This is a genomic window from Providencia sp. JGM181 (assembly GCF_018257375.1).
GTDB classification, from domain to species: Bacteria; Pseudomonadota; Gammaproteobacteria; order Enterobacterales; family Enterobacteriaceae; genus Providencia; species Providencia lanzhouensis.
In genome coordinates, this window is record NZ_JAERJY010000004.1 from 26096 (window position 1) to 50350 (window position 24255).

Here is a 24255-nt window from a genome sequence, read left to right on the forward strand (position 1 = left end):
GATTGAATTCGATTTGTTGGAACTAAGTATACTGTATAATCATACAGTATCAAGAAAATTTTTCAGATATTAACTGTAAAAGCGTTTCTATCGAATAACCTGTTGATTGTAAACGAACTTGATACCTATCACCTTCGAATACTTGATGACGAGTCACAACATCCACAGTACCATTGGACTGCTTTAATGCAAAACCAAACCAAACTGTTCCGACTGGTTTCTCTTCGCTTCCGCCACCCGGCCCGGCAATTCCACTGACTGACATCGCAAAGTCTGCCTGAGCTTCATTTAAGGCACCAAGCGCCATTTCCTGAACAACTTGCTGACTCACTGCGCCAAAACGCGTTAATGAGTCGTTCGTGACCCCAATCATTTGATGCTTGGCTTCATTACTGTAAGTGACAAACCCACGGTTAAAGTAGGCGGAGCTACCTGAAATATCCGTCAACACTTTAGCAATCCATCCACCAGTACAAGATTCCGCCGCCGTCACTGTTTTATCAAGTTGCAGTAAACGCTGTCCTAACTGCATACTTAATGTCTCGAGTTGCTTCTCATTTATCATTTGGCTATTCACCATTATGCTGTTTTCTTACGAGCGCGATCCCAAATCCACAGCCCTGCAATCGCAATTGCGAATACTACGCCAAAACCGACACCCACGCTCACGACCGAGAATCCGACCTTTATCGCCAGAGAATATAACCCTAGCATTAATAGCATGGCACTGTTCTCGCCGAGATTTTGTACTGCGATGGCATTACCTGCGCCGACCGTTTCTTTACCTTTCTCTTGAAGTAAAGCATTCAGTGGAACCACAAATAACCCACCAAAAATCCCTAATACCATCAAAATAAAATAGGAAGGAATAATATTGGTTTGCAGTGACAGGAAAACCACCATAACCCCAATCACGATCCCTGCTGGAATACAGCGATAAACCGTTTTTAAGGTGATAAATTTCGCTGCTAACCCTGCCCCCACAACAATACCTACCGCCACCATCGCATTCAAAATGGTCGGGGTTGTATTATCTTGCAATCCTAACGCCACTGGCACCCATGCCACCAGCAAGAAACGCAATGTTACCCCTGCGCCCCAAAACATGCTGGTGCCCACAAGGGAAAAACGGCTTTCTTGATTTGCCCATAAAACACGACAGGCAGAGAAGAAGTCCCCCAGCAACTGTTTGAAATTCCATCCCGTTCCTGGTCTTGCGGCCGCTAAGTGAGGAATAAAGAAGTTAACAATCACCGCTAGCGCATACAGTAAAGAACAAGTTCCCAATGCCAATAATAGGTTAATGTCAGAGAGCATACCGCCGACCACAGAACCCACTAAAATAGCAGCGATCGTTGAGGCTTCCATTAAGCCGTTCGCTTTGACTAAATTATCGCCGCCAGTCAGCTCCCCCAAAATACCGTATTTTGCTGGAGAATACGCTGCGGCACCGACACCGACTAACCCGTAACAGAGGAATGGATTAACCCCTAAGCAGATCCCCAATGCCCCAACAAATTTAAATATGTTGGAAAATAGCATCACGCGGCCTTTAGAGAATCTATCCGCTATTTGCCCCACAAATGGTGCCAGCACAATATAGGTGAAAACAAACACCATTTGTAGAATTGGATGACTCCATTCTGGGTAAAATTCCGCTTTTAACTGCGCTAATATCGCGAATAATAACGCGTTATCTGCAAATGCAGAAAGAAACTGAGATGCCAAAACGGCTTTCATCCCAGTGCTCATCAGTGGCGTGTTTGGTGTGCTATCCTGCATATTATTCCCCTGTTAACGCCATCTGTTTTAATGTCACGAAATCCGTTTTTCCGCTACCTAATACTGGTAAGGCTTTAACCCAGCGGATATCCCGTGGAACCGCCAATTCGGTTAAACCTTTACTTTTCGCTGCGGCAGATAATGCACCTCGGTCAAGATCCTTATCGGTGGTAAATAGCACCAACGCTTCGCCTTTGCTACTGTCGGGTTTAGTCACAACTCCGTGGTCGCAACTTGGCGAAATCTCTGACACCATTTGTTCAATGCTTTCAAGAGAAACCATTTCGCCAGCGAGTTTAGCAAATCGCTTCACTCGTCCTTTAATAGTGCAGAAGTTTTTACTGTCTAACTCAACAATATCCCCAGTGTCATACCAGCCTGGTTCTATCTCGCCCTGAGCATTCTCCGCTTTTGGCTCCTCTAACACACCCGGTGCTTCAACTCGTAAATAGCCCTTCATAATATTCGGGCCTTTCAGTTGAAGTTTTCCACCGTGTTCAATGCCCGGCAATGGGATAATACGGGCTTCCATACAGGGCAAAATCTGCCCTACAGAGCCTTCTTTCGCCGCCATAGGGACATTAATAGAGACAATCGGCGCACACTCAGTCACGCCATAGCCTTCAAGAATACGAATACCAAATTTTTCGTACCAAATTTTCTTGGTTTTATCCGACAGTTTTTCGGCGCCAGCCACGACATAGCGTACTCTTGCAAAATCATACGGATGGGCAAAGCGGGCGTAATGACCTAAGAATGTTGAAGTTCCAAACAGAACGGTACAATTTCGGTCATACACTAACTCAGGAATAATTCGGTAATGTAGTGGGCTTGGGTATAGGAAAACACGGCTACCCGAAAACAGTGGAATAAATAACCCAACCGTTAATCCAAATGCATGGAATAGCGGAAGCGATGACATAAAACGGTCACGCGGCGTAAAATCGGCAATGGTTTTGATCTGTTCAACGTTCGCCATTAAGCTACGATGACTATGTACTACGCCTTTTGGCGTTCCTTCAGAGCCAGAGGTAAACAATACAATGGCTTCGTCATCTACGTTGCGAGGAACGATAGCGTTACGCGGTGAAAATAAGTGTTTAACAATCCACCACTTATCTTGGAAAGTGACAGTATCTTTTAAGTCTTCGAGGTAAATCCACGTTGCTTCAGGTACTTGCTCAGGAATATGAGTCAGTTTCCCTTTTTCCAAAAATTGTCTTGAGGTGAAAACCACTTTCGCCGTCGACGCTTTCAGTGCATTACTGATCCCGTGGCTTCCCGCCGTATAGTTCAGCATTGCAGGCACACGACCACGCATTAAGCAGCCAAAAATCGCCGCGGCGGTCACGGTTGCATTGGGCAGCAATAACCCGACGCGTTCATTTTCATGGGTATAGCGCTCGATAATTCGGCCTACACCAAGGGATTTTTTCAGTAATCCTTGATAGCTATCCTCTTTAAAGGCGATATCTTCAATACAGCGAGAACGACGCCCATAACGTTCAATACTATCAATAAAGGCTTCGACTAACGTCATTTGTGGGCGGCTTGCCATACGTGCCGCTTTCATGATTTGGTAAAGATGTTCACCTGCTAGTGCACGGCGCTCAACCGCACGAGGTGCATCCGGCATAGGAATGGCTTCAGCAGGTAGGATATGTAACTTGATTTTCGGGAACCACTTTAACGGGATAACCCCTTTTAAGCGCCCAAAATGACTTCGCTCAGCACCATCAATACGAATAGGGACAATTTTTGCCCCTGATTTGGCAGCGACGAAAGCAGCGCCTTCATAGATCTTCATTAAAGAGCCATGAACAGAAATACGGCCTTCTGGGAAAATAACAATGGGGCGACCTTTGTCCACTTCACGAACAAGGTGTCTGAGACCTAATGGATTTTTTGGATCTAATGCAACAACATCGGCATAAGGCTTAAGGCGTTTGATCATCTTAGGCGTCGCCACCGTGCTATACACAGCAAATACAGGTCTTACTGGTAAGAATAACGCAATCAACACACCATCAAGAAAAGAGACATGGTTTGGCGTAATGATACATTTGTCTTGATTGAACTCATTTGGGTTGCCAATGACTTCGACACGAAACAAAAACTTCAGTACTTTTTTTATTATCTTTGCCAACATAATGATTCCCTTTCTTATGGTGATAATTTTATCTATTGATTAACAATTAGATACTACAATAATTATCTCGATACCCATGCACCTCATTAAGGGGTTTATTCCTAAAGGCACTGGTATACCTAATATTTATCTCAAATTTGCGATCTGGTTAATGATAGCATCAATGGATTGATTGGCATCAATAACGTGGTGCGCAGTCGATAAATAGATAGGATCACGCTGCTCCATTACCTCTTCAATTTCTTCAAGCAGTGATTTTCCTGTTAAGCTCGGTCGCTGTTCTGCTTGAGGCTCTGCCGCCAGCCGCTGTGCGAGAGTTTCTGGGGTTGAACGTAAATAAATAACCGTTCCATTATCTCGCATAACCTGCTGATTTTCAGAGGCTAAAATAATCCCACCCCCTGTTGAAACAATCGCTTTTTGTGGTTCGATTGAAGCAAGAATTTGGCTTTCAAGCTGACGAAAATAGTCCCAACCTTGTTGCTTGACAATGTCAGCGATGCTCATTCCTGTATGTTCAAAAATAAGTTTGTCGGTGTCAATAAACTGGTAACCCGTTTTTTCCGCGAGTTTCTTACCAATTGTTGTTTTTCCTGAGCCTCTAGGCCCAATAATGTAGAACATCGATATTCATCCCATCATCATGATTACTATGATAAATTTGCCATACACATGCTTCTAGCGGGTTAGCCTAAATGGCGAATAGCCTAAAAAATAAAGCCACACGCAGTGTGGCTCGAACCATTTCAAAACCTATCTGGTTTGGGAATGGTACTTTAGGGTTGTAAAAATAAATCAGGAAAATCAATTTATTGATTTTCGCCTGATAACACAAAGAGGGAAAAACCACGCTTTTATCCCTCTTTGTCTGCAACTTAAGCCACACGCAGTGTGGCTCGAAATTATTATGATTAAATTATGGTCGACTTAAAAAATCACCGTAACCAATCCATTTATAAGTAGTCAGAGCATCTAACCCCATAGGTCCACGGGAATGGAGTTTTTGGGTACTCACAGCCACTTCCGCACCGAGTCCAAACTGTCCACCATCGGTAAAACGGGTGCTGGCATTCACGTATACCGCAGCTGAATCCACACGCTGTACAAAGTAATCCGCTTGGCGAATAGATTCCGTTAAGATGGCGTCAGAATGCGCGGTACCATAATGGCGAATATGCTCGATAGCGGCATCAATCCCTGAAACAATTTCAACGTTCAAGTCCAAAGATAACCATTCATCAACTAAGTTTTCCGCTTGAACAGGCACTACTTTAGCCACGCCATCTTTCAAGAATGCCATTGCTTTTTCGCTGGCATGTAATGTCACTTGCTGCTGAGCCATTTTCTCACTTAAACGCGGTAAGAAACTCGCTGCAATATTTTCGTGAACCAACAGTGTTTCCAATGAATTACATGCGCTTGGGCGCTGAACTTTAGCATTAGTAATAACGCTCAGTGCCTTATCAAAATCCACAGAGTCATCTACAAAAGTATGGCAAACACCAATTCCGCCAGTGATCACTGGGATCGTGGATTGTTCACGACATAGTTTATGTAAACCCGCGCCACCACGAGGAATCAGCATATCCACATAGCGATCCAATTTTAATAATTGAGTCACTAATTCACGATCCGGATTATTGATTGCCTGTACTGCATTGGCTGGCAGCCCGCTATTTTTCAGCGCTTGCTGAATAACCTCTACCACAGCAAGATTGGTATTATGCGTCTCTTTTCCACCACGCAGAATGACCGCATTTCCCGTTTTTAAACATAAAGAAGCAACATCCACAGTGACATTAGGACGAGCTTCATAGATAACCCCAATGACCCCTAACGGAACACGGCGACGTTGTAAATTTAACCCGCTATCTAACTCGCTACCATCAAGGACTTGCCCTACCGGATCAGCCAGTTGGCACACTTTTCTGACGTCATCCGCGATGCTTTTTAAGCGCGCTTGGGTCAGCAATAAACGATCTTGTAATGCCTCACTCATACCGCTTTGTTGAGCTTGAGCCATATCCAGCTGGTTAGCCGCTAAAATACTGGCACTCTTTTGCTCTAAGAGGTCAGCAATTTGCTCAAGCGCACTATTTTTTTGTTTGGTATTGAATTGAGCCAACTGCCATGACGCTTCGCGCGCCGCTTTACCCATTTGTTCTAACATAATTAACTCACTATCATATCGTCGCGATGAACGGCTACTGAGCCATGTTCATAGCCAAGGATTTTACCAATATCTTGGGAATGATGACCGGCAATCATTCTGAGCGCATCACTATTATAGTGGCTTACGCCATGTGCCAAATCTTTACCTGCCATATTGCGAATACGGACCACTGCGCCACGGGAGAAATCGCCTTCAATTTTCTTAATGCCTTTTGGCAATAACGAACTACCTTTTTCAGTGATGGCTAATTGTGCACCATCATCAATGTAGACATCGCCCGCCGCTGGCGCCCCAAAAATCCAGCGTTTACGGTTTTCCATTGGATTTTTCTGCCCATAAAAACGAGTTCCTACAGGGATATTTTCAATCACTGAATTGATGACATCCGGTTTATTGCCCGCGGCAATGAACACGTCAATTCCAGCACGGCCAGCAACATCAGCCGCCTGTAATTTTGTTGCCATTCCACCGGTGCCTAAGCCCGTTACACTATCCCCTGCCATACGGCGTAAATCATCATTAATACCGTGAACTTCAGGGATTAATTTTGCGTTCGGATTACTGCGAGGGTCCGCGTCATACAGGCCTTCAATATCGGTTAATAACAGTAATTTATCTGCATCACCAAGGATGGCAGCAAGTGCGGATAAGTTATCGTTATCCCCTACTTTAATTTCTGCCGTCGCCACTGCATCGTTTTCGTTAATCACCGGAATAATGCCGTTATCTAACAGCGCTTGCAGTGTATCTCGCGCATTTAAAAAACGTTCGCGATCTTCAAGATCCGCACGCGTTAATAGCATTTGTCCAATGTGGATCCCATAGATGGAAAAAAGCCTTTCCCATAATTGGATTAAACGACTTTGACCAACCGCCGCCAGCAGCTGTTTAGATGCAATGGTGGCCGGCAGTTCGGGGTAATTGAGATGTTCACGCCCTGCGGCAATTGCGCCAGACGTGACAATAATAATTCGGTGACCCTTTTCATATTGCTGCGCACACTGTCGAACCAACTCAACGATATGAGCTTGATTTAAACGACGTGAGCCCCCTGTTAAGACACTTGTGCCAAGTTTGACCACGAGTGTTTGGCTATTTTTCATCATTTTTCTGCCATTAGGATTAATAAATACAAAGTGGGTATCAGTTTTATCAGGAGATGCGCGTTATGCCAACAGGCATAACGCAAAATTAAACAAAAGTTGGTTTAAAACAATTTTATGCGCTTAATTCCAGCTTTAATTCTGTCATTAAGGGGGATGGGAACAAGCTTAACTCTAGGGCAGATAATTGCTGGGTAAGGCGTTGATGGAAGGCATGCAGGTTCTTTTCGACGGCTTCCGTCGTTGCGGCATCTTTCAAGGTTTTTGCTTGCCAACTTCCCTGATTGTTGTAGATCCCTAACTTGTAAGCAAATTCGAAGCCTTCATCCATAGGGGCTAGTTCTAACCACCATCCCCAAAACTCACGTTTTTCAGGCGCGATATTCGCATTAACACAGACAACCAAGCTATCAAAAAAGTAGCAGTTTTTGATAGATTGTTGCTCACGTAAATAAGGCCCTATCGCAGCAAATTTCTTTAAAAATTTTCCATTTGTGTAATCAGTCGGTAACGCCATATTAAGGATCTCCTTCTTGGGAAGATCCCTTTTTAGCAAATGTTAAAAAATAAGCAAGCTATTCAATACAATTATAATATTTTACTTTCTAACCATTTGGTTGTATCTGACATTGATCGCTCGAAAGCCTCTAATATAGGGCTACTCGGCAACGTCAACAAATGACTATCCATAGACGAACGAGCGATTAAGTCTGAGTCAGCTTTCGGACTGTAGGGATCATTTTTAAAACATACTGACATCATCGGGACTTGGTTACGGCGACCTAACAAACCTTGATTACGCAGTGAATAGCAGCTGAGTTCATGGCGTAACGATTGACCATCAACTTGATAAACCCCTAAGCGGCTAGCAAAAACATCCAGCACCATACGGGGGATATCTTTTTGGTATTTTTCTTCATGCAATAGGCTATGAACAATAGGTCCTATCACCGCAACCGCTTTAATTTTATCTGGGCACATATACGCTAAACGCACGGCGATATTCGCGCCAAAACGGATCCCTGTGATGGCAAATCGCGTGTGGTCAATCCATGGAATGGTGTCGAGTTGGCGAACAATCTGTTCATGCAATGTGCTGGTTTCTTGCGAAAGGCTATATTTGCCGGAATAACCGATGGATGGCATATCCAGTGTTAACATCGCAATACCTCGAGGCTCTAAATACTCTCTAAAGTAGCGGCTGTAATCTGTCTGTAGGCTATCAAGCATGCCACAAACCATCACGGTTGGATAAGGACCTTGAACATTCGATGGTATGTGTAAAAAGCCACAAACTTCTTTGCCACCATCGACTTTGAATGGGATTTTTTTCAATTGGTACATTGAGAATTTAGCCGCGCTATCATAAGCTTTACAGGCTAACACAATCGCTTGATCCGCCAGCTCATCCCCTTTAATAAACGGGTATGCCGCAATGCTGTATAGGTTAGCGGCACGCAGCCACGCATCGCACGCTTCCTGGCCTTTTTCAAATTCTAAGGCTTTTTGCTGCCAGTACATGGCTTGATGGGACCATTCAAAGCACCAATTACCGCGACGATTACCAATAACGGTATCAAGCCATTCTTCACGGCTGCGTTTAGCATCCGAAATGGCAATACGGCTTAAAACTTCTTCAATTTCAATCGCATCAATACCACGCCAAATCCACATTAAACGGTTGAGAGTACGATACCAATGATTATGCGAAGAGCCACTTAATACACTGTGGTTCTCTAATTGGGACAAAGTATGGGAGGAATAAGAAACCAACGTTGATGTTTCAACTTGTCTAACGCGAGGTTTAAAAAGTTTTTCGGATAAATTTTGCTGAGTCATGTGGGTTCCCTACTTTTACCTATTAAATCTGTCACATAAACAAAAAGGGAGTGCATTTCGCACTCCCCTCTATCATATCGTGTTTAGCTCAAATCACTTAGGTAATAATGTGTTGTTTTTATCAAACAACCCTATCACGGCTAAACAGATTTAAATTATTTCGTTCGGACTACTTATCTTGTTCGCACAGAGGATCGATAAACACAACGCCCATATCCCAAGGCTGTTCAATCCAAGTGTTTTGTGGGATATCAACCACATAATCATCCACTAATGGGCGACCTGCTGGTTTTGCAAAGATAGTCACGAAGTGTGCTTTTGGATACATGTCGCGGATAGCTTTCGCTGTGCCACCAGTATCCACTAAATCGTCAATCACGATAAAGCCTTCACCATCGCCTTCAGCGCGTTTGATTACATTCAATTCGCGTTGGTTATCATGGTCATAGCTAGAGATACAAACGGTGTCAACATGACGAATACCCAGCTCACGCGCTAACAGTGCGCCAGGGACTAAACCACCACGGCTAACTGCGATGATACCAGTCCATTGTTTTGCTGGTAATAAACGTTGTGCGAGTTTACGGGCATGTATTTGCAACATATCCCACGTTACGACATATTTTTCGCTCATAAAATTCGGGTCCCGAAGGTGAGTAAAACAGAAATGTGTCTTGCGGAAAAAAGGTTGCGCGAGATTATAGTGATTTGACGCAGGAAAAACCAGCGAAACCATCCCACTAAATGAATTATTCTTATTAACGCTCTCCATTATTCGATAGAAAGTGTTATGCTGAATCAATACTTAAAACCGCTTAAAACCTGAGTTGTTACACTTAAGTGCAATCTTAAATTAAGCGACCAACGCCGTCAGTCGATTGTTTTGGGTGTAAGCCAATCCCCAGCTTGAAATATGACGGAAAGATTACGATCAAAGTGTCAAGGAGAAGAACGTGTCACAATTATCAACGCTAAAACCACAGCCACTGTGGGATATTTTCGCTAAAATCTGCTCCATTCCTCACCCATCAAAACACGAAGAAGCTTTGGCTGCCCACATCATGGAGTGGTCTAAAGGGAAAGGTTTTCACGTTGAGCGCGACCAAGTTGGCAATATCTTAATCCGTAAACCGGCGACAAAAGGCTACGAAAACCGCAAACCAGTTGTACTGCAAGCTCACTTAGACATGGTGCCGCAAAAAAATAACGACACAGAGCACGATTTCACTAAAGATCCTATCCGCCCTTATATTAATGGCGAGTGGGTCACTGCTGAAGGCACAACACTAGGCGCAGATAACGGCATCGGTATGGCATCCGCATTAGCGGTATTAGCGGATGACAGCGTTGAACACGGCCCACTGGAAGTGTTACTGACCATGACCGAAGAAACCGGCATGGACGGTGCTTTCGGTTTACAACCAAACTGGTTACAAGCTGATATTCTGATCAACACCGATTCCGAAGAAGAAGGCGAAATTTACATGGGTTGCGCAGGTGGCGTTGATTTCACTGCCACATTTGATTTAACCCGTGAAGCATTACCACAAGGTTATAAAACCTTCACCATGACCTTAAAAGGCCTTAAAGGCGGTCACTCTGGTGGCGACATTCACTTAGGTTTAGGTAATGCCAACAAACTGTTAGCACGTTTCTTAGCGGGTCACGCTGAAGACTTAAGCTTAAAACTGCTGGAATTCACTGGCGGTACACTGCGTAATGCAATCCCACGCGAAGGCCACGCAACTTTCGCGGTACCAGCTGATAAAGTGGCTGAATTAACCGCGCTGAGAACTCGCTACGAAGGCATTCTGAAAAATGAATTAGCCGCAGTAGAACCTAACTTAGCTTTACTGTTAGATGAAACAACAAGTGACTTAAAAGCCCTGACGAATGATTGCCAACAGCGTTTAGTGTTCTTTCTGAACTCTGCGCCAAGCGGCGTTATCCGTATGAGTGATGTGGTGAAAGGGGTTGTTGAAACTTCTCTGAACGAAGGCGTTGTGAAGATGACTGAAGACAAAGCGGAAGTTATCTTCTTAATCCGTTCACTGATCGACTCAGGTAAAAATTACGTCGTTAATATGCTGACATCGCTAACAAAATTGGCGAAAGCTCAACACCGTGCTGAAGGTGGATACCCAGGTTGGCAACCAGATGCAGACTCACCAGTCATGCATATTGTTAGCGACACTTACCAAAAACTGTTTGGTAAAATTCCAAATATCATGGTTATCCATGCCGGTCTCGAGTGTGGTCTGTTTAAAAAGCCTTATCCATTAATGGATATGGTCTCCATTGGACCAACCATCCGTGGAGCACACTCACCAGATGAGCGCGTTCACATTGAGAGCGTGGGTCAATACTGGACACTGTTAACTGCTATCTTAAAAGCTATCCCAGAGAAAAACTAAGTAGGCTTTAAGCTATCAATATCAGGGTCATAAGCGACAGTTTATGACCCTATTTTTCTCATTCTTTAAACATAATAAAAACTATAAAAGTAATGAAAGCTGCCTTTCAATTTGTGGATTCTGCAATGTCACATGCAGACCAACTAACCTAACCCCCCGCCCTGCTCGTCGATTTTCCCAAGCCTGCTGTGCCAACCGAATAAGATCCTGCTTATCTATAATGGGATAAACATGCTCTTGCGTCGTTTGCTGAAAATCCTCAAATTTTAATTTCACTCCTTGGCGAGCAATGCGCAGATCTGGCTTCACTTTCTCTAAGCGAAAATGTAGCTCATCGTATAAAGTATCGAGTAAAGGCAAACACTCTTCCCACTGATGAATATCTTTGGCGAGAGTGCGTTCTACCCCAACGGATTTACGTAAGCGTTCGGTATTTACTGCTCGTTCATCAATGCCATGACAGCGTTCCCACAGAGCTTGTCCAAATTTACCCATGCTTTTTACCAACGCCAGCATGTCATAGCGCTGAACATCCGCGCAGGTCAATAACCCCATATCCGCAAGTTTTTGCGCTGTCACTTTTCCAACGCCAGGGATCTTTTTTAATGGCAGCGTGGCAATAAACGCCGGTAATTCCTGTGGAGTGATCACAAATTGCCCATTGGGTTTATTCATATCAGAGGCAATTTTGGCGAGGAATTTAATCGGAGCAATTCCCGCAGAAGCTGTGAGTTGAAGTTCATCAAAAATTTGCTGGCGGATAGCCTCGGCGATAAGCGTGGCAGAACCGTGAAGCTGCTGGCAATCAGTCACATCCAAATAGGCCTCATCTAAAGATAATGGCTCAATCAGATCGGTATAGCGGGCAAATATTTGGCGAATATGATGGGAAACGTCTTTATAAACTGCCATACGACCGGGTACGACTTTCAGGTGAGGGCATAATTTCAACGCCAATGCCGTCGACATTGCACTGTGAACACCGTAGCGTCTCGCTTCATAATTTGCAGTGCTCAATACGCCACGTCGGTCTGCACTTCCCCCGACAGCCAGTGGAATATTGCGTAATTTTGGGTCATCACGCATCTCTATCGCTGCAAAAAAGCAATCCATATCAATATGAATAATTTTACGCATGATAGCCGCCCCAACCAATAAGTACTGAATAAATATACAGTAGTTTTATTAGCTATGCAACCTTATTCATCTGATTGAAATGTATTCCTGAAATACTGTAAATAACCGAAAAAGTAAAAAGTTACTCCTAATTTATAGGCTCATTGCTTACAAAACGGATAAAACATATTACAACAGCCACTCGGTCAATCTTATGTTAGTTCATTGAATTTTCTATTATTATGGATTATACAAATGCAAATTATATCAACGTCAGTGTTCAAAAAATCCGCCGTAATGGGTTTACTCCTTTTGGCTAGCCAATCCGCTTTTGCATTAATGCCGCAGATTGTGGCACACCGCGCAGGTACCGCAGATGCCCCTGAAAATACCCTTTATGCAATCGAGCAAGCCAAAAGCAATAAAGCTGATGCAATTTGGTTAACTGTTCAGCTCAGTAAAGATAATCAATTAGTTCTGTATCGCCCAAGTGATTTAGACGCGTTAACGGATAAAAGCGGTGTTATTTCTGATTATTCCGCCAAACAATTAAGCCAGATAAATGCGGCGTATAAATTTAATCAGAAAAATAACCAGCAACTGCCCGCTGCGCAAACCACTATCGTCACACTAGAAGATGTTTTAAAAAAATACCCCGATACGATTTTTTATATCGACTTAAAATCCCCTGATGCAGACCCTAATGTTCAAGCTCAAGCTATTTTAGCATTGTTGAATAAAATCAACGCATTTAACCAAGTCCGTTTTTATTCCACCAATGATACATTTTTAAAAGCCCTTAAACCCCTTTCTACTAAGTTGCAGTTATTTGAAAGCCGAGATGAAACTCGCACCATGCTGGCAAACAGCGTGATGAGCCATCAATGCACACTTGATAATGATAAATCTGCGACTCGCTGGTATGGTTTTGAGCTGCATCGTAAAGTTGAAGTCGTTGAGAAATATACCCTTGGGGAAGCTCGCTCCCCAGCAACGCTCTCATGGGATAAAGAAGCTATTGACTGCTTTAGAAAAAATGGCAGCGCTTACATTATTGTTTTTGGTGTAAATAGCGATAGCGATTATCAATTGGCTAAAGAAATTGGTGCTGATGCCGTTATGGTTGACTCACCAAAAGCTTTCAAAAAATAAATTCTGACTATTAAGCTACTTTATTTTGAGAATGATTTATTCGATTTAAGTAGCTTATTTTTATTACTCATCTTTTCTACCCATACATTTCCCTATCTTATCTTTCCTTCTTTTTTAATAGTAAATAACATTCAATATTAATTACTTAGTAAAGTATCGATGCCAAAATAAGTAAATACATTTAAACTCTTATTCATAAGGAATTTAACATGGCGATATCAAAAGGCTTGCTTTCTATCGAGAATCTATGGAATGAAGACTTAAAAAAGGTGGAAATTTCTTTCAAAAATAATGCGAATGAGTATGGAAATGTTTTTATTTTTTATAATCTTATGAATGGAAAAAAATTAAGTGATATCACAGAGTTCACTTTTTCTTCAACCGAACAGAGCTATTGGATGGGAGTAATCACAACAAAATCAGGAGAAAAATGGAGTAGCATCGCTGACTTAGCATGCAAGCTCAATGAGAAAGATAATGGCAAAGTCACTCTCAGTTTCAAGGGAAATACGCGACACATGTTTGTTCACTACCCTGTTTCCACATCATGCTCGACTTCATTACATAAAATTTAGTTTGCAATGAAATATATCACTATTTTTATCAAAATAACCTTAAAATAAAAAACCCTAGCAGCTCATTAAAGCAACTAGGGTTAATATTCACAACAGAGTAAAAATTACAAAATGCGGTTTTTCTCTAGCATTTTTTTGCGCGCTTCTTCCCGTGCCATACGCTTTTTACGCGCATCGCAAGGCTCAGGGCAGTCACAAACTTTCTCAACCCCAATGCTACTTAAACCGCCGCAACTGCCTTGGATACTTTTCCGCTTAATAATATATCCAAGGGACATACCTAAAAACGCCAACAAAAATAAGGCAAAGGCTGCAAGAAAAACATTCAACATTCTGCTTTCCTCCTTTTACTGTTTTTTCTGTAAAAATGGCTCGAATGCTTTAGTGTAACGCTCTTCGAAGCCTTTATCTGTCTTCACAATCATAAAAACAGGAATATTCATCTTTTCAGCAAGTGCAAGACCCGCATCTGGTCCCATCACATTAAAACCTGTAGATAATCCATCCGCACTCATGCAATCGTCGGCTAATACGGTAATTGAGACTAAATTGTGGGAAATTGGCTTACCTGTTTTTGGGTCAATTGTGTGTGAGAAATGCACACCATTTTGTTCAAAATAGTTACGATAATCCCCTGAAGTGGCGATAGATAAATCTCCCGGCTCGATAATCTCCTGTGCCGTTTGACTCACACCATCCGTTGCAGGTTTTTCAATCGCAATACGCCATGGTGTATCTTTGCCATTTTTACCTTTTGTACGGACTTCGCCACCAATATCAACCATATAATCCTTGATACCGATGGACTCTAAATATTCCGCTACCACATCAACACCATAACCTTTAGCAATGGAAGATAAATCAACATACAGCTCAGGAATGGTTTTAATTAAGTTGTTGTCTTGTACAGAGAGTTTATCGATACCCACCCATGCACGACGTTTTTCAAGCTCCTCATCTGTAGGTGCTTTTGTGACTCGCCCCTCTGGACCGAATCCCCATAAATTAACCAGTGGACCAACAGTGACATCCAGACCGCCATCCGTTAATTTATTAATCTCAATGGCTTTACTGACCACTTTTGCCGTCGCGGCAGAAACAGGGAATGGCACATTAACTTCATTGGATTGATTGAAACGACTTAATTCGGAACCAGGGCGATAAGTCGACATTTGGTCGTTCACTTCTTCCAAACGCTTGTCGATTTCGGCTTGGATAGCTTCCGATGAAGGCTCTGAAGAGTCTGTCACGAACTTAACAGAATAATAGGTTCCCATGGTTTGTCCCTGAAGATTCTTTTGTTCAGGTCCACCACATGCGGCAAGAAGAAGAGTGGCTGCGAATAGCAGCACAGGAGCAAATACTTTTCTGTTTAGCATAAATTTTCTCAGCGTTAATTGTAAGCGCCCACTAGAGAAAGAGTAGGTGCTGAGACGTCTAACAAACTCAACATTCACAAATCTAGAGAATACTCACGTTTAAAAATTGAATTGCCTATTTGGCGATTCACAGTTTACAACCAAAAAGAGGAAAAAAACCCATTTTTTCCTCTTTTTAATCAACAAGCGCCCAGTTTCCTGAGCGCTTAATAGATAATTCACAGTAACTAATCAGCCACCAAAATCATCCAGTAAGATGTTTTCGTCCTCAACACCAAGGTCTTTTAACATCTTAATGACTGCGGCGTTCATGACAGGAGGTCCACACATGTAGAACTCACAATCTTCTGGCGCAGGGTGATTTTTGAGGTAGTTTTCATATAGGACATTATGAATAAATCCTGTGTAACCGTCCCAATTATCTTCTGGCAAAGCGTCAGAAAGTGCAACATTCCATGTAAAGTTGTCATGCTCTGCGGCTAATTGGTCGAAATCTTCGGTATAGAACATTTCACGTTTAGAACGCGCACCATACCAGAAACTGATTTTACGCTTAGAATCTAAACGACGTAATTGGTCGAAAATGTGGGAACGCATCGGCGCCATACCCGCACCACCACCGATAAAGATCATTTCCGCATCAGTTTCTTTCGCGAAGAACTCACCAAACGGACCAGAGATAGTGACTTTATCACCCGGTTTCAGTGACCAAATATATGATGACATAATTCCCGGCGGTACATCTGGATTACGCGGAGGTGGCGTTGCAATACGCACGTTCAGCATAATAATACCGCGCTCTTCTGGGTAGTTTGCCATTGAGTAAGCACGTACTGTTTCTTCTTTGACATCAGAAACATAGCGGAACAGATTGAATTTGTCCCAATCTTCACGGTATTCCTCAGGCACATCAAAGTCTGAGTACTTCACCACATGAGGCGGGCATTCAATTTGAATAAAACCACCCGCACGGAATGGAACCACTTCGCCCTCAGGAATTTTTAACTTCAGCTCTTTAATGAACGTTGCTTTGTTATCATTGGAGATAACTTCGCATTCCCATTTTTTCACGCCAAAAATTTCTTCAGGTAATTCAATTTTCAGATCTTGTTTTACGTTAACCTGACATGCCAGACGGCAACCTTCTTTCGCTTCACGTTTATTGATGTGTGAAAGCTCAGTTGGCAGGATGTCACCACCACCCTCTTTGATTTTCACACGGCACTGACCACATGAACCACCGCCACCACAGGCAGAAGAAACAAAGATACCCTGGTTTGCTAACATACCTAACAGCTTATCGCCTGCTGGAGCATCAAAGCTCTTCTCAGGATCGCCGTTGACTTCAACTTTAATGTTCCCTGTATTGACCAACTTGGACTTTGCAAACAGGATCAGGCCTGTCAGCGCCAAGACAATCAGGGTAAACATAACTACGCCTAGAATAATAATATCCATGAATTCTTCTCGCCTTTATAGCTGCACACCGGAGAAGGACATAAAGCCCAATGCCATCAAACCGGTCGTGACAAAGGTGATGCCTAACCCTTTTAGACCCGCTGGAATGTCTGAATACTTCATCTTTTCACGAATCGCGGCCATTAAGACAATCGCTAACATCCAACCAATACCGGAACCAAAGCCATAAACAATGGATTCAGTAAAGTTGTAGTCACGCTGAGCCATGAAAGATACACCACCAAAGATTGCACAGTTTACGGTGATCAACGGTAAGAAGATCCCCAATGCGTTGTACAGTGATGGGAAGTAACGATCTAAAATCATTTCCAGAATTTGAACCAGTGCCGCGATAACACCGATAAAGGTAATGAAGTTGAGGAATGAGAGATCCACGCCTTCAACTAGCGCGCCGTCACGTAACACTAAGTTGTACACTAAGTTGTTCGCAGGGACGGAAATCCCAAGCACTACGGTTACCGCAATACCCAGTCCAAAAGCAGTTTTTACGTTCTTCGATACCGCAAGGAATGTACACATCCCTAAGAAGAAAGCTAACGCCATGTTTTCGATGAAAATGGCTTTTACAAACAAGCTAATATAATGTTCCATGCTCTTAATCCTTCTCTACCTGAGCTGGTTTCAGAGTACGTAGACCCCAAATCAGCATACCGATGATAAAGAATGCACTTGGTGCTAACAGGAATAAGCCGTTTGGCATGTACCAACCACCATTTTGCAATGATTCAAATACCGTAATACCAAACAGTTTACCGGAACCAAATAGCTCACGCAGGAAGCCAACCAGTACCAGAATCACACCGTAACCAAGACCGTTACCGATACCATCCATAAAACTTTCGATTGGTGGTGCTTTCATCGCATACGCTTCAGCACGTCCCATCACGATACAGTTGGTGATAATTAAACCAACGAATACGGAAAGTTGTTTCGAAATTTCATAGGCATAGGCACGTAAGATTTGGTCAACCACAATTACCAATGATGCAATAATTGCCATTTGAACAATAATACGAACACTGCTTGGAATGTAATTTCTAATTAATGAGATAAAAAAGTTAGAGAACGCGGTAACTAACGTTACGGCGATAGTCATAACCAATGCAGTTTCAAGTTTAGTGGTCACCGCTAATGCGGAGCACACACCCAAAACCTGCAATGCAATCGGGTTATTATCTAACAATGGTCCAAGTAGGACGCGTTTTACTTCTTTAGAATCAGCCATTATTCAGCGCTCCTTCACGAACTTTTTTCAGGAACGGACCAAAACCGTTATCGCCTAACCAGAAATCAAACATATGTTGAATACCGTTTGAAGTCAGGGTTGCACCTGAAAGACCATCGATACCAAATGGGTTATCGGTGGCACCACCACGTACGATTTTGATTGCAGGAATCCCCTGCTCATTGAACAGTTTTTTACCCGGCCATTGCGCTTTCCATTGTGGGTTGTCAACTTCACCACCCAGACCCGGAGTTTCACCGTGCGCATAGTAGGTAATACCGCGAGAAGTTACACCATCGATATCCACCGCGATGAAGGCATACATCACTGACCATAAGCCTGAACCATAAACTGGCAGAATTACTTGGGTCACTTTCCCTTGTTCATCTTTAACCAGATAAATTTCAGCGCTATTGGCACGACGGCGAATTTTCGCAATGTCTTCTTCTGGAGATAACGCGATGCTGGTCTCTTCGCTACGCAGTTCGCTGTTTAAGTCAAAACGACTGACGCTGTTGGATAACTCATTGGTTTTGAAATTCAGCAGTTTAGGCTCGATACGTTCGCCATACACTTTTTGAATTTCTTCCGCGCTCATTTTTGGTTGCAGCAAACCTGCAACACTTAAAATATTACGTTGAGTATCTAACATCATTTGTTCTTGCTGCTGTGGTTTAAGACCCACCGCAGCACCTGCAACAACGACGGAACAGACTAAGCAGAGAATGAAAACAACGATAAACGTTCTGCCGACGCCATCTTTATTTACTGGTTTATCATTAGCCACGGGCTTTTCTCCGTTTAATATTTGCTTGAACGACCATATAGTCAAACAGAGGAGCAAACAGGTTGGCGAACAGGATTGCGAGCATCATCCCTTCCGGATATGCAGGGTTCACAACCCGAACAAGTACGCACATTACGCCGATCAAGATCCCGTAAGCCCATTTACCTTTATCGGTAAAGGAAGCGGAAACAGGGTCTGTCGCCATAAAGATCATACCGAAGGCAAAGCCGCCTAAGACCATGTGCCACCACCATGGCATAGCAAACAGTGGGTTGGTGTCTGAACCGATAAAGTTGAACAGGTAAGACATGGCAATCATGCCCAGCATCACACCCGCCACGATGCGCCAAGAGGCGATACGGAAGAAGATAATAAATGCGCCACCGATGAAGATCATCAGGGTAGAAACTTCACCAATTGAACCCGGCATGTTACCTAAGAAAGCTTGCATCCAAGTGATTGGCTCGCCAGTTACTGTGTTTACCAGTGAACTCACACCACCCGTCGCCCATTGTGATAGAGGCGTTGCACCCGAGAATCCATCAGCCGCAGTCCAAACTAAGTCACCTGAAATTTGTGCAGGGTAAGCAAAGAAAAGGAAAGCACGACCCGCTAATGCAGGGTTAAGGAAGTTACGACCTGTACCACCGAAAATCTCTTTTGCAACAACCACACCAAAGGTGATACCGAGCGCCGCTTGCCATAATGGAATGGTAGGCGGAACAATCAGCGCAAATAAGATAGAGGAGATAAAGAAGCCTTCGTTGATTTCATGACCACGGATCATGGCAAACAACACTTCCCAGAAACCACCGACCAAGAATACCACTAAGTAAATTGGCAGGAAGTAAATCGCACCTAGCAGCATTTTGCTGCCCCAGCCGGCATCCGGCGCTAAAGAAGCACCTAATAATTGCGCTAGAGAATAGTGCCAATCACTCGCTAAAACTTGTTGCAGTTCAGCGCCACTGTATAAGTGATGCAGCGCGGGAATAGCTTGGTTACCGACATTATACATACCCCAGAACATCGCTGGGAAAACAGCAAGCCAGACTAAAATCATCATGCGCTTGAGGTCGATAGTATCACGTACGTGTGAGCGACCTTTTGTCACCGTGCCCGGTGTATAGAAAACTGTCGCAACAGCTTCATACAATGGATAGAATTTTGCTAATTTTCCACCGGGTTCAAATTGGTGCTCATATTTTTCAAATAAATTTTTCAGACCCATGGAATTACCCTTCTAGCTCAATCTTGGTCAGGACATCACGCAGTACTGGACCATATTCATACTTAGCTGGACACACATAGGTGCACAGTCCCAAGTCTTCTTCATCGAGTTCCAGACAACCCAGTTCCTGAGAAGTATCGGTGTCCCCTGCAAGCAGATCACGCAGTAAGTGGGTGATCATAATATCGAGAGGCATTACACGCTCATAGTTACCAATTGGTACCATTGAACGCTCACCGCCATTCATCGTCGTGGTAAAATTGAAGCGTTTATTCTTCAAGAAATGCCCGATGGTGGTACGCGTGATAGTGAACTTGTTCACGCCTGGCATAATCCATCCAAACAGCTCTTTTTCACGACCTTCCGCTAATACAGAAACTTGGTTATGGAAACGACCAAGATAATGATGAGCATCATCACAAGTCACGCCCCACAGTACAGAACCAGAAATAATGCGGTTCTCACCTGCTTTGAGCTGACCTTTGGTTAATTCATAGATATCTGCGCCAAGGCGAGTACGTAGCAAGCGAGGTTTCTCAACTTGCGGACCTGCGACAGAGACAACGCGATCAGTATAAAGATGACCAGTGGTAAATAATTTACCGATAGCAATCACATCTTGGTAATTGAGGCTCCACACTTTTTTGCTAATGCTAACAGGCTCAAGGAAATGAATATGAGTCCCTGCTAAACCCGCTGGATGTGGTCCTGCAAATTGTGTGTATGTGATTTGTGCATTAGCAGCTTGTTTTGGAAGCTCGCCCGCACCATGGCAAACATGCACCTTGCCTTCAGTCAGTCGGCTCAAAACGATGAGGCCGTCAGTAAAGGCTTGTGCATTTTCACCAATAATAATCGAAGGATCAGCAGCAAGAGGATTGGTGTCAATTGCAGTCACAAAAATCGCTGCGGGGGATGAACCAGGCTCTGGCGAACGACTAAATGGTCGCGTTCTTAAAGCAGTCCATAAACCGGATCTTAAAAGATTTTGTTCAACCTGCTCTTTCGTCAGTGATGGGAGTTGGTCAGTAGAATAAGACTCAAAAGTCTCTTGTTCGTCACCATCGATTTCGATAACAACGGACTGAAGTACACGACGCTCACCACGATGAATAGCAATAATTTTACCGCAGGCTGGGCTCGTAAATACCACGCCAGGATTCTTTTTATCTTCAAAAAGAACCTGCCCTTTTTTTACACGCTCACCTTCTTTAACCAGCATCGAAGGACGCATTCCGACATATTCTTCACCTAGCACAGCTACGTGTTGAATTTTCGGGCCGTCTTCTATCACTTGGGCTGGCTCACCTGCTATTGGAAGGTTAAGGCCTTTTTTAATTTTAATCATAAGATCTGCACAAGTTTATCAGTTAAACCCTAAGCTAACGATTCAGCAATGAATGATAGCGACTCAATAATAAAAATAACTCAAGTTGCTTTCGCCACTCGAGTAAGTAAATCTAACAATATTGCTACACTTTCTCTTCTTCTGCCGAGGTCAATTTTATCAGTTCCCTCGTCCTCTGTCCGGTTATAGAAGTGACCTAGTTCAAGCAAATTGCAATAAAATTTAAAATTTTGTTGTAACAACTCGGAAATGCCTACATGTTGGCTCACATTTATCGAGCATCGATTAATTTGTAGTCAATAATGATTCATTAGAAAATTATTAACTTGATATATTAAATTTTGTTCCATTCGTCTAAAATATGCTGAATTTGGTCCATTTTTAATCAGCTTATTTTTCAACATTTGGCTTAATTATGCATATAAGTAAAACCATCGGTGTTTATTTACTCTTCACATTTGCAGCGTCTGCATTTGCTCAAGAAGAAAACACATTATTCTCCCTTAATAGTAAGCCAACTGCTCAGCCTGATTCACCGATATTTATTCAAATATTTAAGCAAGAGGGTGTGCTTGAGCTCTACCAAAAAACAGCCGTAGGAAAGTATAAATTAGTCAAAACCTACCCTATCTGTAAGTTTTCTGGTGGACTAGGTCCTAAAAAGATAGAAGGCGACTTGAAAAGCCCTGAGGGGTTTTATCAGATCACGCGCTCGCAACTCAATCCAAATAGTCGATATTACCGATCTATCAATCTTGGATTTCCTAATGAGTTCGATAAGACGCAGGGGTATTCTGGTAACTATCTGATGATTCACGGTAGCTGTGTGTCTGTCGGATGTTATGCAATGACAGATAAATCCATGGGGGAAATTTATCAAACCGTGGAACAAGCACTTCAAAATGGTCAACCTGCCGTTGATGTGAGCATTTATCCATTTCGCATGACTAAAATGAATATGCTGCGTTATCGCAATTCAACGCATTATGCTTTCTGGAAACAGCTTCAACCTGCTTATGATTATTTTGAGCGAACCGGCAAACCTGCTGAAATATCAGTAACATTAGGTAAATATCATGTTAACAGCATGCCAGAAACGCCCACTAAGTTATTGGGATCTAAATCACAGTATGCGTTGGCCACGGTCGAATAGCACAAATTCACCGGGTTCAATTTTTTGCCACGTCTCGTTACCTGTTAAGGGAGCCGTGGCAATAACTGAAACAATATCACTTGGCGTTGTGCACTGTTGGAAGTCAATCTCGATGTCCTGATCCAACAGTTTCGCTTTACCAAACGGTGCTCTACGCGTGATCCAATGCAGCTTTGTTGAGCTAAACGCCATCAAATATTGCCCATCGGATAACAACATATTAAATACCCCTTTTTCACGCAGTTGCTGCGCAAGAGTGCCAATAAAACGGAAAACAGCTTTCCAGTTTGTTGGTTTTCTTGGATATTTTTGATTCAGTTGATGTAAAATCCAGCAAAATGCCCATTCGCTATCAGTTTCACCGATTGGTCGATAGTGTCCCGTCTTTAATGAACGAAACCCTTTCAATTGCCCATTATGCGCATAAGTCCAGTTTCGTCCCCATAATTCCCGCGTAAACGGATGGGTATTCACCAGTGAAACATCCCCTCGGTTCGCCTGACGAATGTGCGCCACAATGCTTTCTGATTTGATGGGGTATTCCTGCACAAAACGCGCCACAGGGGAGACAAAACTCGGTTGAGGATCTTTAAATGTGCGACAACCTAATCCTTCGTAAAACGTGATCCCCCATCCATCTTTATGTGGGCCAGTCTGCCCACCACGGGAAATCAGTCCACTTAGGCTAAACGTAATATCGGTTGGTACATTGGCACTCATGCCAAGCAACTCACACATTTAAAGTCTCCTGCTACTAAAAATGGTTACTTAACCATCTCTTTTTCAATTAATTGGATCAAAATATGGATCACTTTGATGTGGATCTCTTGGATACGATCTGCGTAACCAAAATGCGGAACGCGAATTTCAATATCAGCGCTTCCAGCCATTTTTCCGCCATCTTTCCCTGTCAGGGTGATGACTTTCATGCCTTTCGCACGTGCCGCTTCAATCGCTTTAATAATATTGCCAGAGTTACCTGAAGTCGAAATACCGAGCAGCACATCACCTTTTTGCCCTACCGCTTCCACAAAGCGAGAGAAAACAAACTCATAACCAAAGTCATTGCTCACACAAGAGATGTGGCTAACATCAGAAATCGCAATCGCAGGGTAGCCAGGGCGGTTTTCACGGTAGCGTCCAGTTAGCTCTTCCGCAAAGTGCATTGCATCACAGTGAGAACCACCATTACCGCAAGAGAGCACTTTACCACCCGCTTTGAAAGAGTCCGCCAGCAATACTGCGGCTTTCTCAATCGCTTGCAGATTTGCATCATCACTTAGAAATTTTGATAACGTATCTGCCGCTTCAGTCAGCTCACCACGGATCAAGTCTTGGTACATGAGTTTC

General features: G+C 43.2%; 24 protein-coding genes. 4 read left to right on the top strand and 20 right to left on the bottom strand.

Annotated features, from left to right (window positions below; genetic code table 11):
* Window positions 1–49 precede the first annotated feature (49 nt).
* The 9 genes from pncC to gpt all read right to left on the bottom strand — a co-directional run bounded on the left by pncC (window position 50) and on the right by gpt (window position 9680).
* Entirely contained in the window at window positions 50–565 is a 516-nt protein-coding gene (pncC, locus tag JK188_RS01415; protein WP_211886482.1) for a nicotinamide-nucleotide amidase, read from the bottom strand.
* A 14-nt stretch (window positions 566–579) separates the two neighbouring features.
* Complete coding sequence (gene lplT, locus JK188_RS01420; RefSeq protein WP_211886483.1) at window positions 580–1782, bottom strand: lysophospholipid transporter LplT; 1203 nt, start codon at window positions 1780–1782, stop codon at window positions 580–582.
* 1 nt (window position 1783) lies between these two features.
* Window positions 1784–3931: a bifunctional acyl-ACP--phospholipid O-acyltransferase/long-chain-fatty-acid--ACP ligase gene (gene aas, locus JK188_RS01425; protein WP_211886484.1), complete on the bottom strand. Its 2148-nt coding sequence runs from the start codon at window positions 3929–3931 to the stop codon at window positions 1784–1786.
* 126 nt (window positions 3932–4057) lie between these two features.
* Window positions 4058–4555 carry a shikimate kinase AroL gene (gene aroL, locus JK188_RS01430; RefSeq protein ID WP_211886486.1) on the bottom strand — a complete coding sequence of 166 codons (498 nt, stop codon included), beginning with the start codon at window positions 4553–4555 and terminating at the stop codon, window positions 4058–4060.
* 292 nt (window positions 4556–4847) lie between these two features.
* A complete protein-coding gene (proA, locus tag JK188_RS01435; RefSeq protein ID WP_108479427.1) occupies window positions 4848–6101 on the bottom strand; it encodes a glutamate-5-semialdehyde dehydrogenase in 1254 nt (417 codons plus the stop codon).
* Between the two features lie 2 nt (window positions 6102–6103).
* Window positions 6104–7207, bottom strand: coding sequence for a glutamate 5-kinase (gene proB / locus JK188_RS01440; RefSeq protein WP_211886773.1), 1104 nt, complete (start codon window positions 7205–7207; stop codon window positions 6104–6106).
* 115 nt (window positions 7208–7322) lie between these two features.
* A complete protein-coding gene (gene crl / locus JK188_RS01445) occupies window positions 7323–7724 on the bottom strand; it encodes a sigma factor-binding protein Crl (RefSeq protein WP_036954207.1) in 402 nt (133 codons plus the stop codon).
* A gap of 71 nt (window positions 7725–7795) precedes the next feature.
* Window positions 7796–9046, bottom strand: coding sequence for an esterase FrsA (gene frsA, locus JK188_RS01450; RefSeq protein WP_211886493.1), 1251 nt, complete (start codon window positions 9044–9046; stop codon window positions 7796–7798).
* Window positions 9047–9215: 169 nt separating this feature from the next.
* Window positions 9216–9680, bottom strand: coding sequence for a xanthine phosphoribosyltransferase (gene gpt, locus JK188_RS01455; RefSeq protein ID WP_108479429.1), 465 nt, complete (start codon window positions 9678–9680; stop codon window positions 9216–9218).
* A 319-nt stretch (window positions 9681–9999) separates the two neighbouring features.
* Here gpt and pepD point away from each other — a divergent pair, with 319 nt between their 5' ends.
* Entirely contained in the window at window positions 10000–11460 is a 1461-nt protein-coding gene (gene pepD / locus JK188_RS01460; RefSeq protein ID WP_211886495.1) for a beta-Ala-His dipeptidase, read from the top strand.
* An 81-nt stretch (window positions 11461–11541) separates the two neighbouring features.
* On the opposite strand, the gene dinB is transcribed toward pepD, so the two are convergent.
* Complete coding sequence (dinB, locus tag JK188_RS01465) at window positions 11542–12597, bottom strand: DNA polymerase IV (RefSeq protein ID WP_036954203.1); 1056 nt, start codon at window positions 12595–12597, stop codon at window positions 11542–11544.
* Window positions 12598–12831: 234 nt separating this feature from the next.
* Here dinB and JK188_RS01470 point away from each other — a divergent pair, with 234 nt between their 5' ends.
* Complete coding sequence (locus JK188_RS01470) at window positions 12832–13728, top strand: glycerophosphodiester phosphodiesterase family protein (RefSeq protein ID WP_211886498.1); 897 nt, start codon at window positions 12832–12834, stop codon at window positions 13726–13728.
* Between the two features lie 209 nt (window positions 13729–13937).
* Window positions 13938–14303, top strand: a complete 366-nt coding sequence (locus tag JK188_RS01475) for a hypothetical protein (RefSeq protein ID WP_154600391.1) — start codon at window positions 13938–13940, stop codon at window positions 14301–14303.
* Window positions 14304–14407: 104 nt separating this feature from the next.
* Here JK188_RS01475 and nqrM read toward each other — a convergent pair whose 3' ends face one another.
* The 8 genes from nqrM to JK188_RS01515 form a co-directional block, all read right to left on the bottom strand.
* Complete coding sequence (nqrM, locus tag JK188_RS01480; protein ID WP_006657399.1) at window positions 14408–14635, bottom strand: (Na+)-NQR maturation NqrM; 228 nt, start codon at window positions 14633–14635, stop codon at window positions 14408–14410.
* A gap of 15 nt (window positions 14636–14650) precedes the next feature.
* A complete protein-coding gene (locus JK188_RS01485) occupies window positions 14651–15682 on the bottom strand; it encodes an FAD:protein FMN transferase (RefSeq protein WP_036954198.1) in 1032 nt (343 codons plus the stop codon).
* 231 nt (window positions 15683–15913) lie between these two features.
* On the bottom strand, window positions 15914–17140 hold the full coding sequence (gene nqrF, locus JK188_RS01490; protein ID WP_036954195.1) for an NADH:ubiquinone reductase (Na(+)-transporting) subunit F: 1227 nt from the start codon (window positions 17138–17140) through the stop codon (window positions 15914–15916).
* Window positions 17141–17155: 15 nt separating this feature from the next.
* Complete coding sequence (gene nqrE, locus JK188_RS01495) at window positions 17156–17752, bottom strand: NADH:ubiquinone reductase (Na(+)-transporting) subunit E (RefSeq protein ID WP_006657396.1); 597 nt, start codon at window positions 17750–17752, stop codon at window positions 17156–17158.
* 4 nt (window positions 17753–17756) lie between these two features.
* The gene (locus JK188_RS01500; protein ID WP_036954193.1) at window positions 17757–18386 is read right to left on the bottom strand and encodes an NADH:ubiquinone reductase (Na(+)-transporting) subunit D; all 630 of its coding nucleotides are present in this window, start codon (window positions 18384–18386) and stop codon (window positions 17757–17759) included.
* Complete coding sequence (locus tag JK188_RS01505) at window positions 18379–19173, bottom strand: Na(+)-translocating NADH-quinone reductase subunit C (RefSeq protein ID WP_036954191.1); 795 nt, start codon at window positions 19171–19173, stop codon at window positions 18379–18381. The genes JK188_RS01500 and JK188_RS01505 overlap by 8 nt, the downstream gene beginning before the upstream one ends.
* Window positions 19166–20404, bottom strand: coding sequence for an NADH:ubiquinone reductase (Na(+)-transporting) subunit B (locus JK188_RS01510; RefSeq protein ID WP_036954189.1), 1239 nt, complete (start codon window positions 20402–20404; stop codon window positions 19166–19168). The genes JK188_RS01505 and JK188_RS01510 overlap by 8 nt, the downstream gene beginning before the upstream one ends.
* A gap of 4 nt (window positions 20405–20408) precedes the next feature.
* Entirely contained in the window at window positions 20409–21752 is a 1344-nt protein-coding gene (locus tag JK188_RS01515; protein WP_187128822.1) for a Na(+)-translocating NADH-quinone reductase subunit A, read from the bottom strand.
* A 415-nt stretch (window positions 21753–22167) separates the two neighbouring features.
* Between JK188_RS01515 and JK188_RS01520 the strand changes: the two genes are divergently transcribed.
* Window positions 22168–22905 (top strand): L,D-transpeptidase family protein, encoded by a 738-nt coding sequence (locus JK188_RS01520; RefSeq protein ID WP_036954185.1) that lies wholly within the window; start codon window positions 22168–22170, stop codon window positions 22903–22905.
* Here JK188_RS01520 and JK188_RS01525 read toward each other — a convergent pair.
* Window positions 22876–23643: a class II glutamine amidotransferase gene (locus tag JK188_RS01525; RefSeq protein ID WP_036954184.1), complete on the bottom strand. Its 768-nt coding sequence runs from the start codon at window positions 23641–23643 to the stop codon at window positions 22876–22878. The two genes, JK188_RS01520 and JK188_RS01525, sit on opposite strands and share 30 nt — an antisense overlap.
* 26 nt (window positions 23644–23669) lie before the next feature.
* Entirely contained in the window at window positions 23670–24248 is a 579-nt protein-coding gene (gene lpcA / locus JK188_RS01530) for a D-sedoheptulose 7-phosphate isomerase (RefSeq protein WP_036954182.1), read from the bottom strand.
* Window positions 24249–24255: the final 7 nt, after the last annotated feature.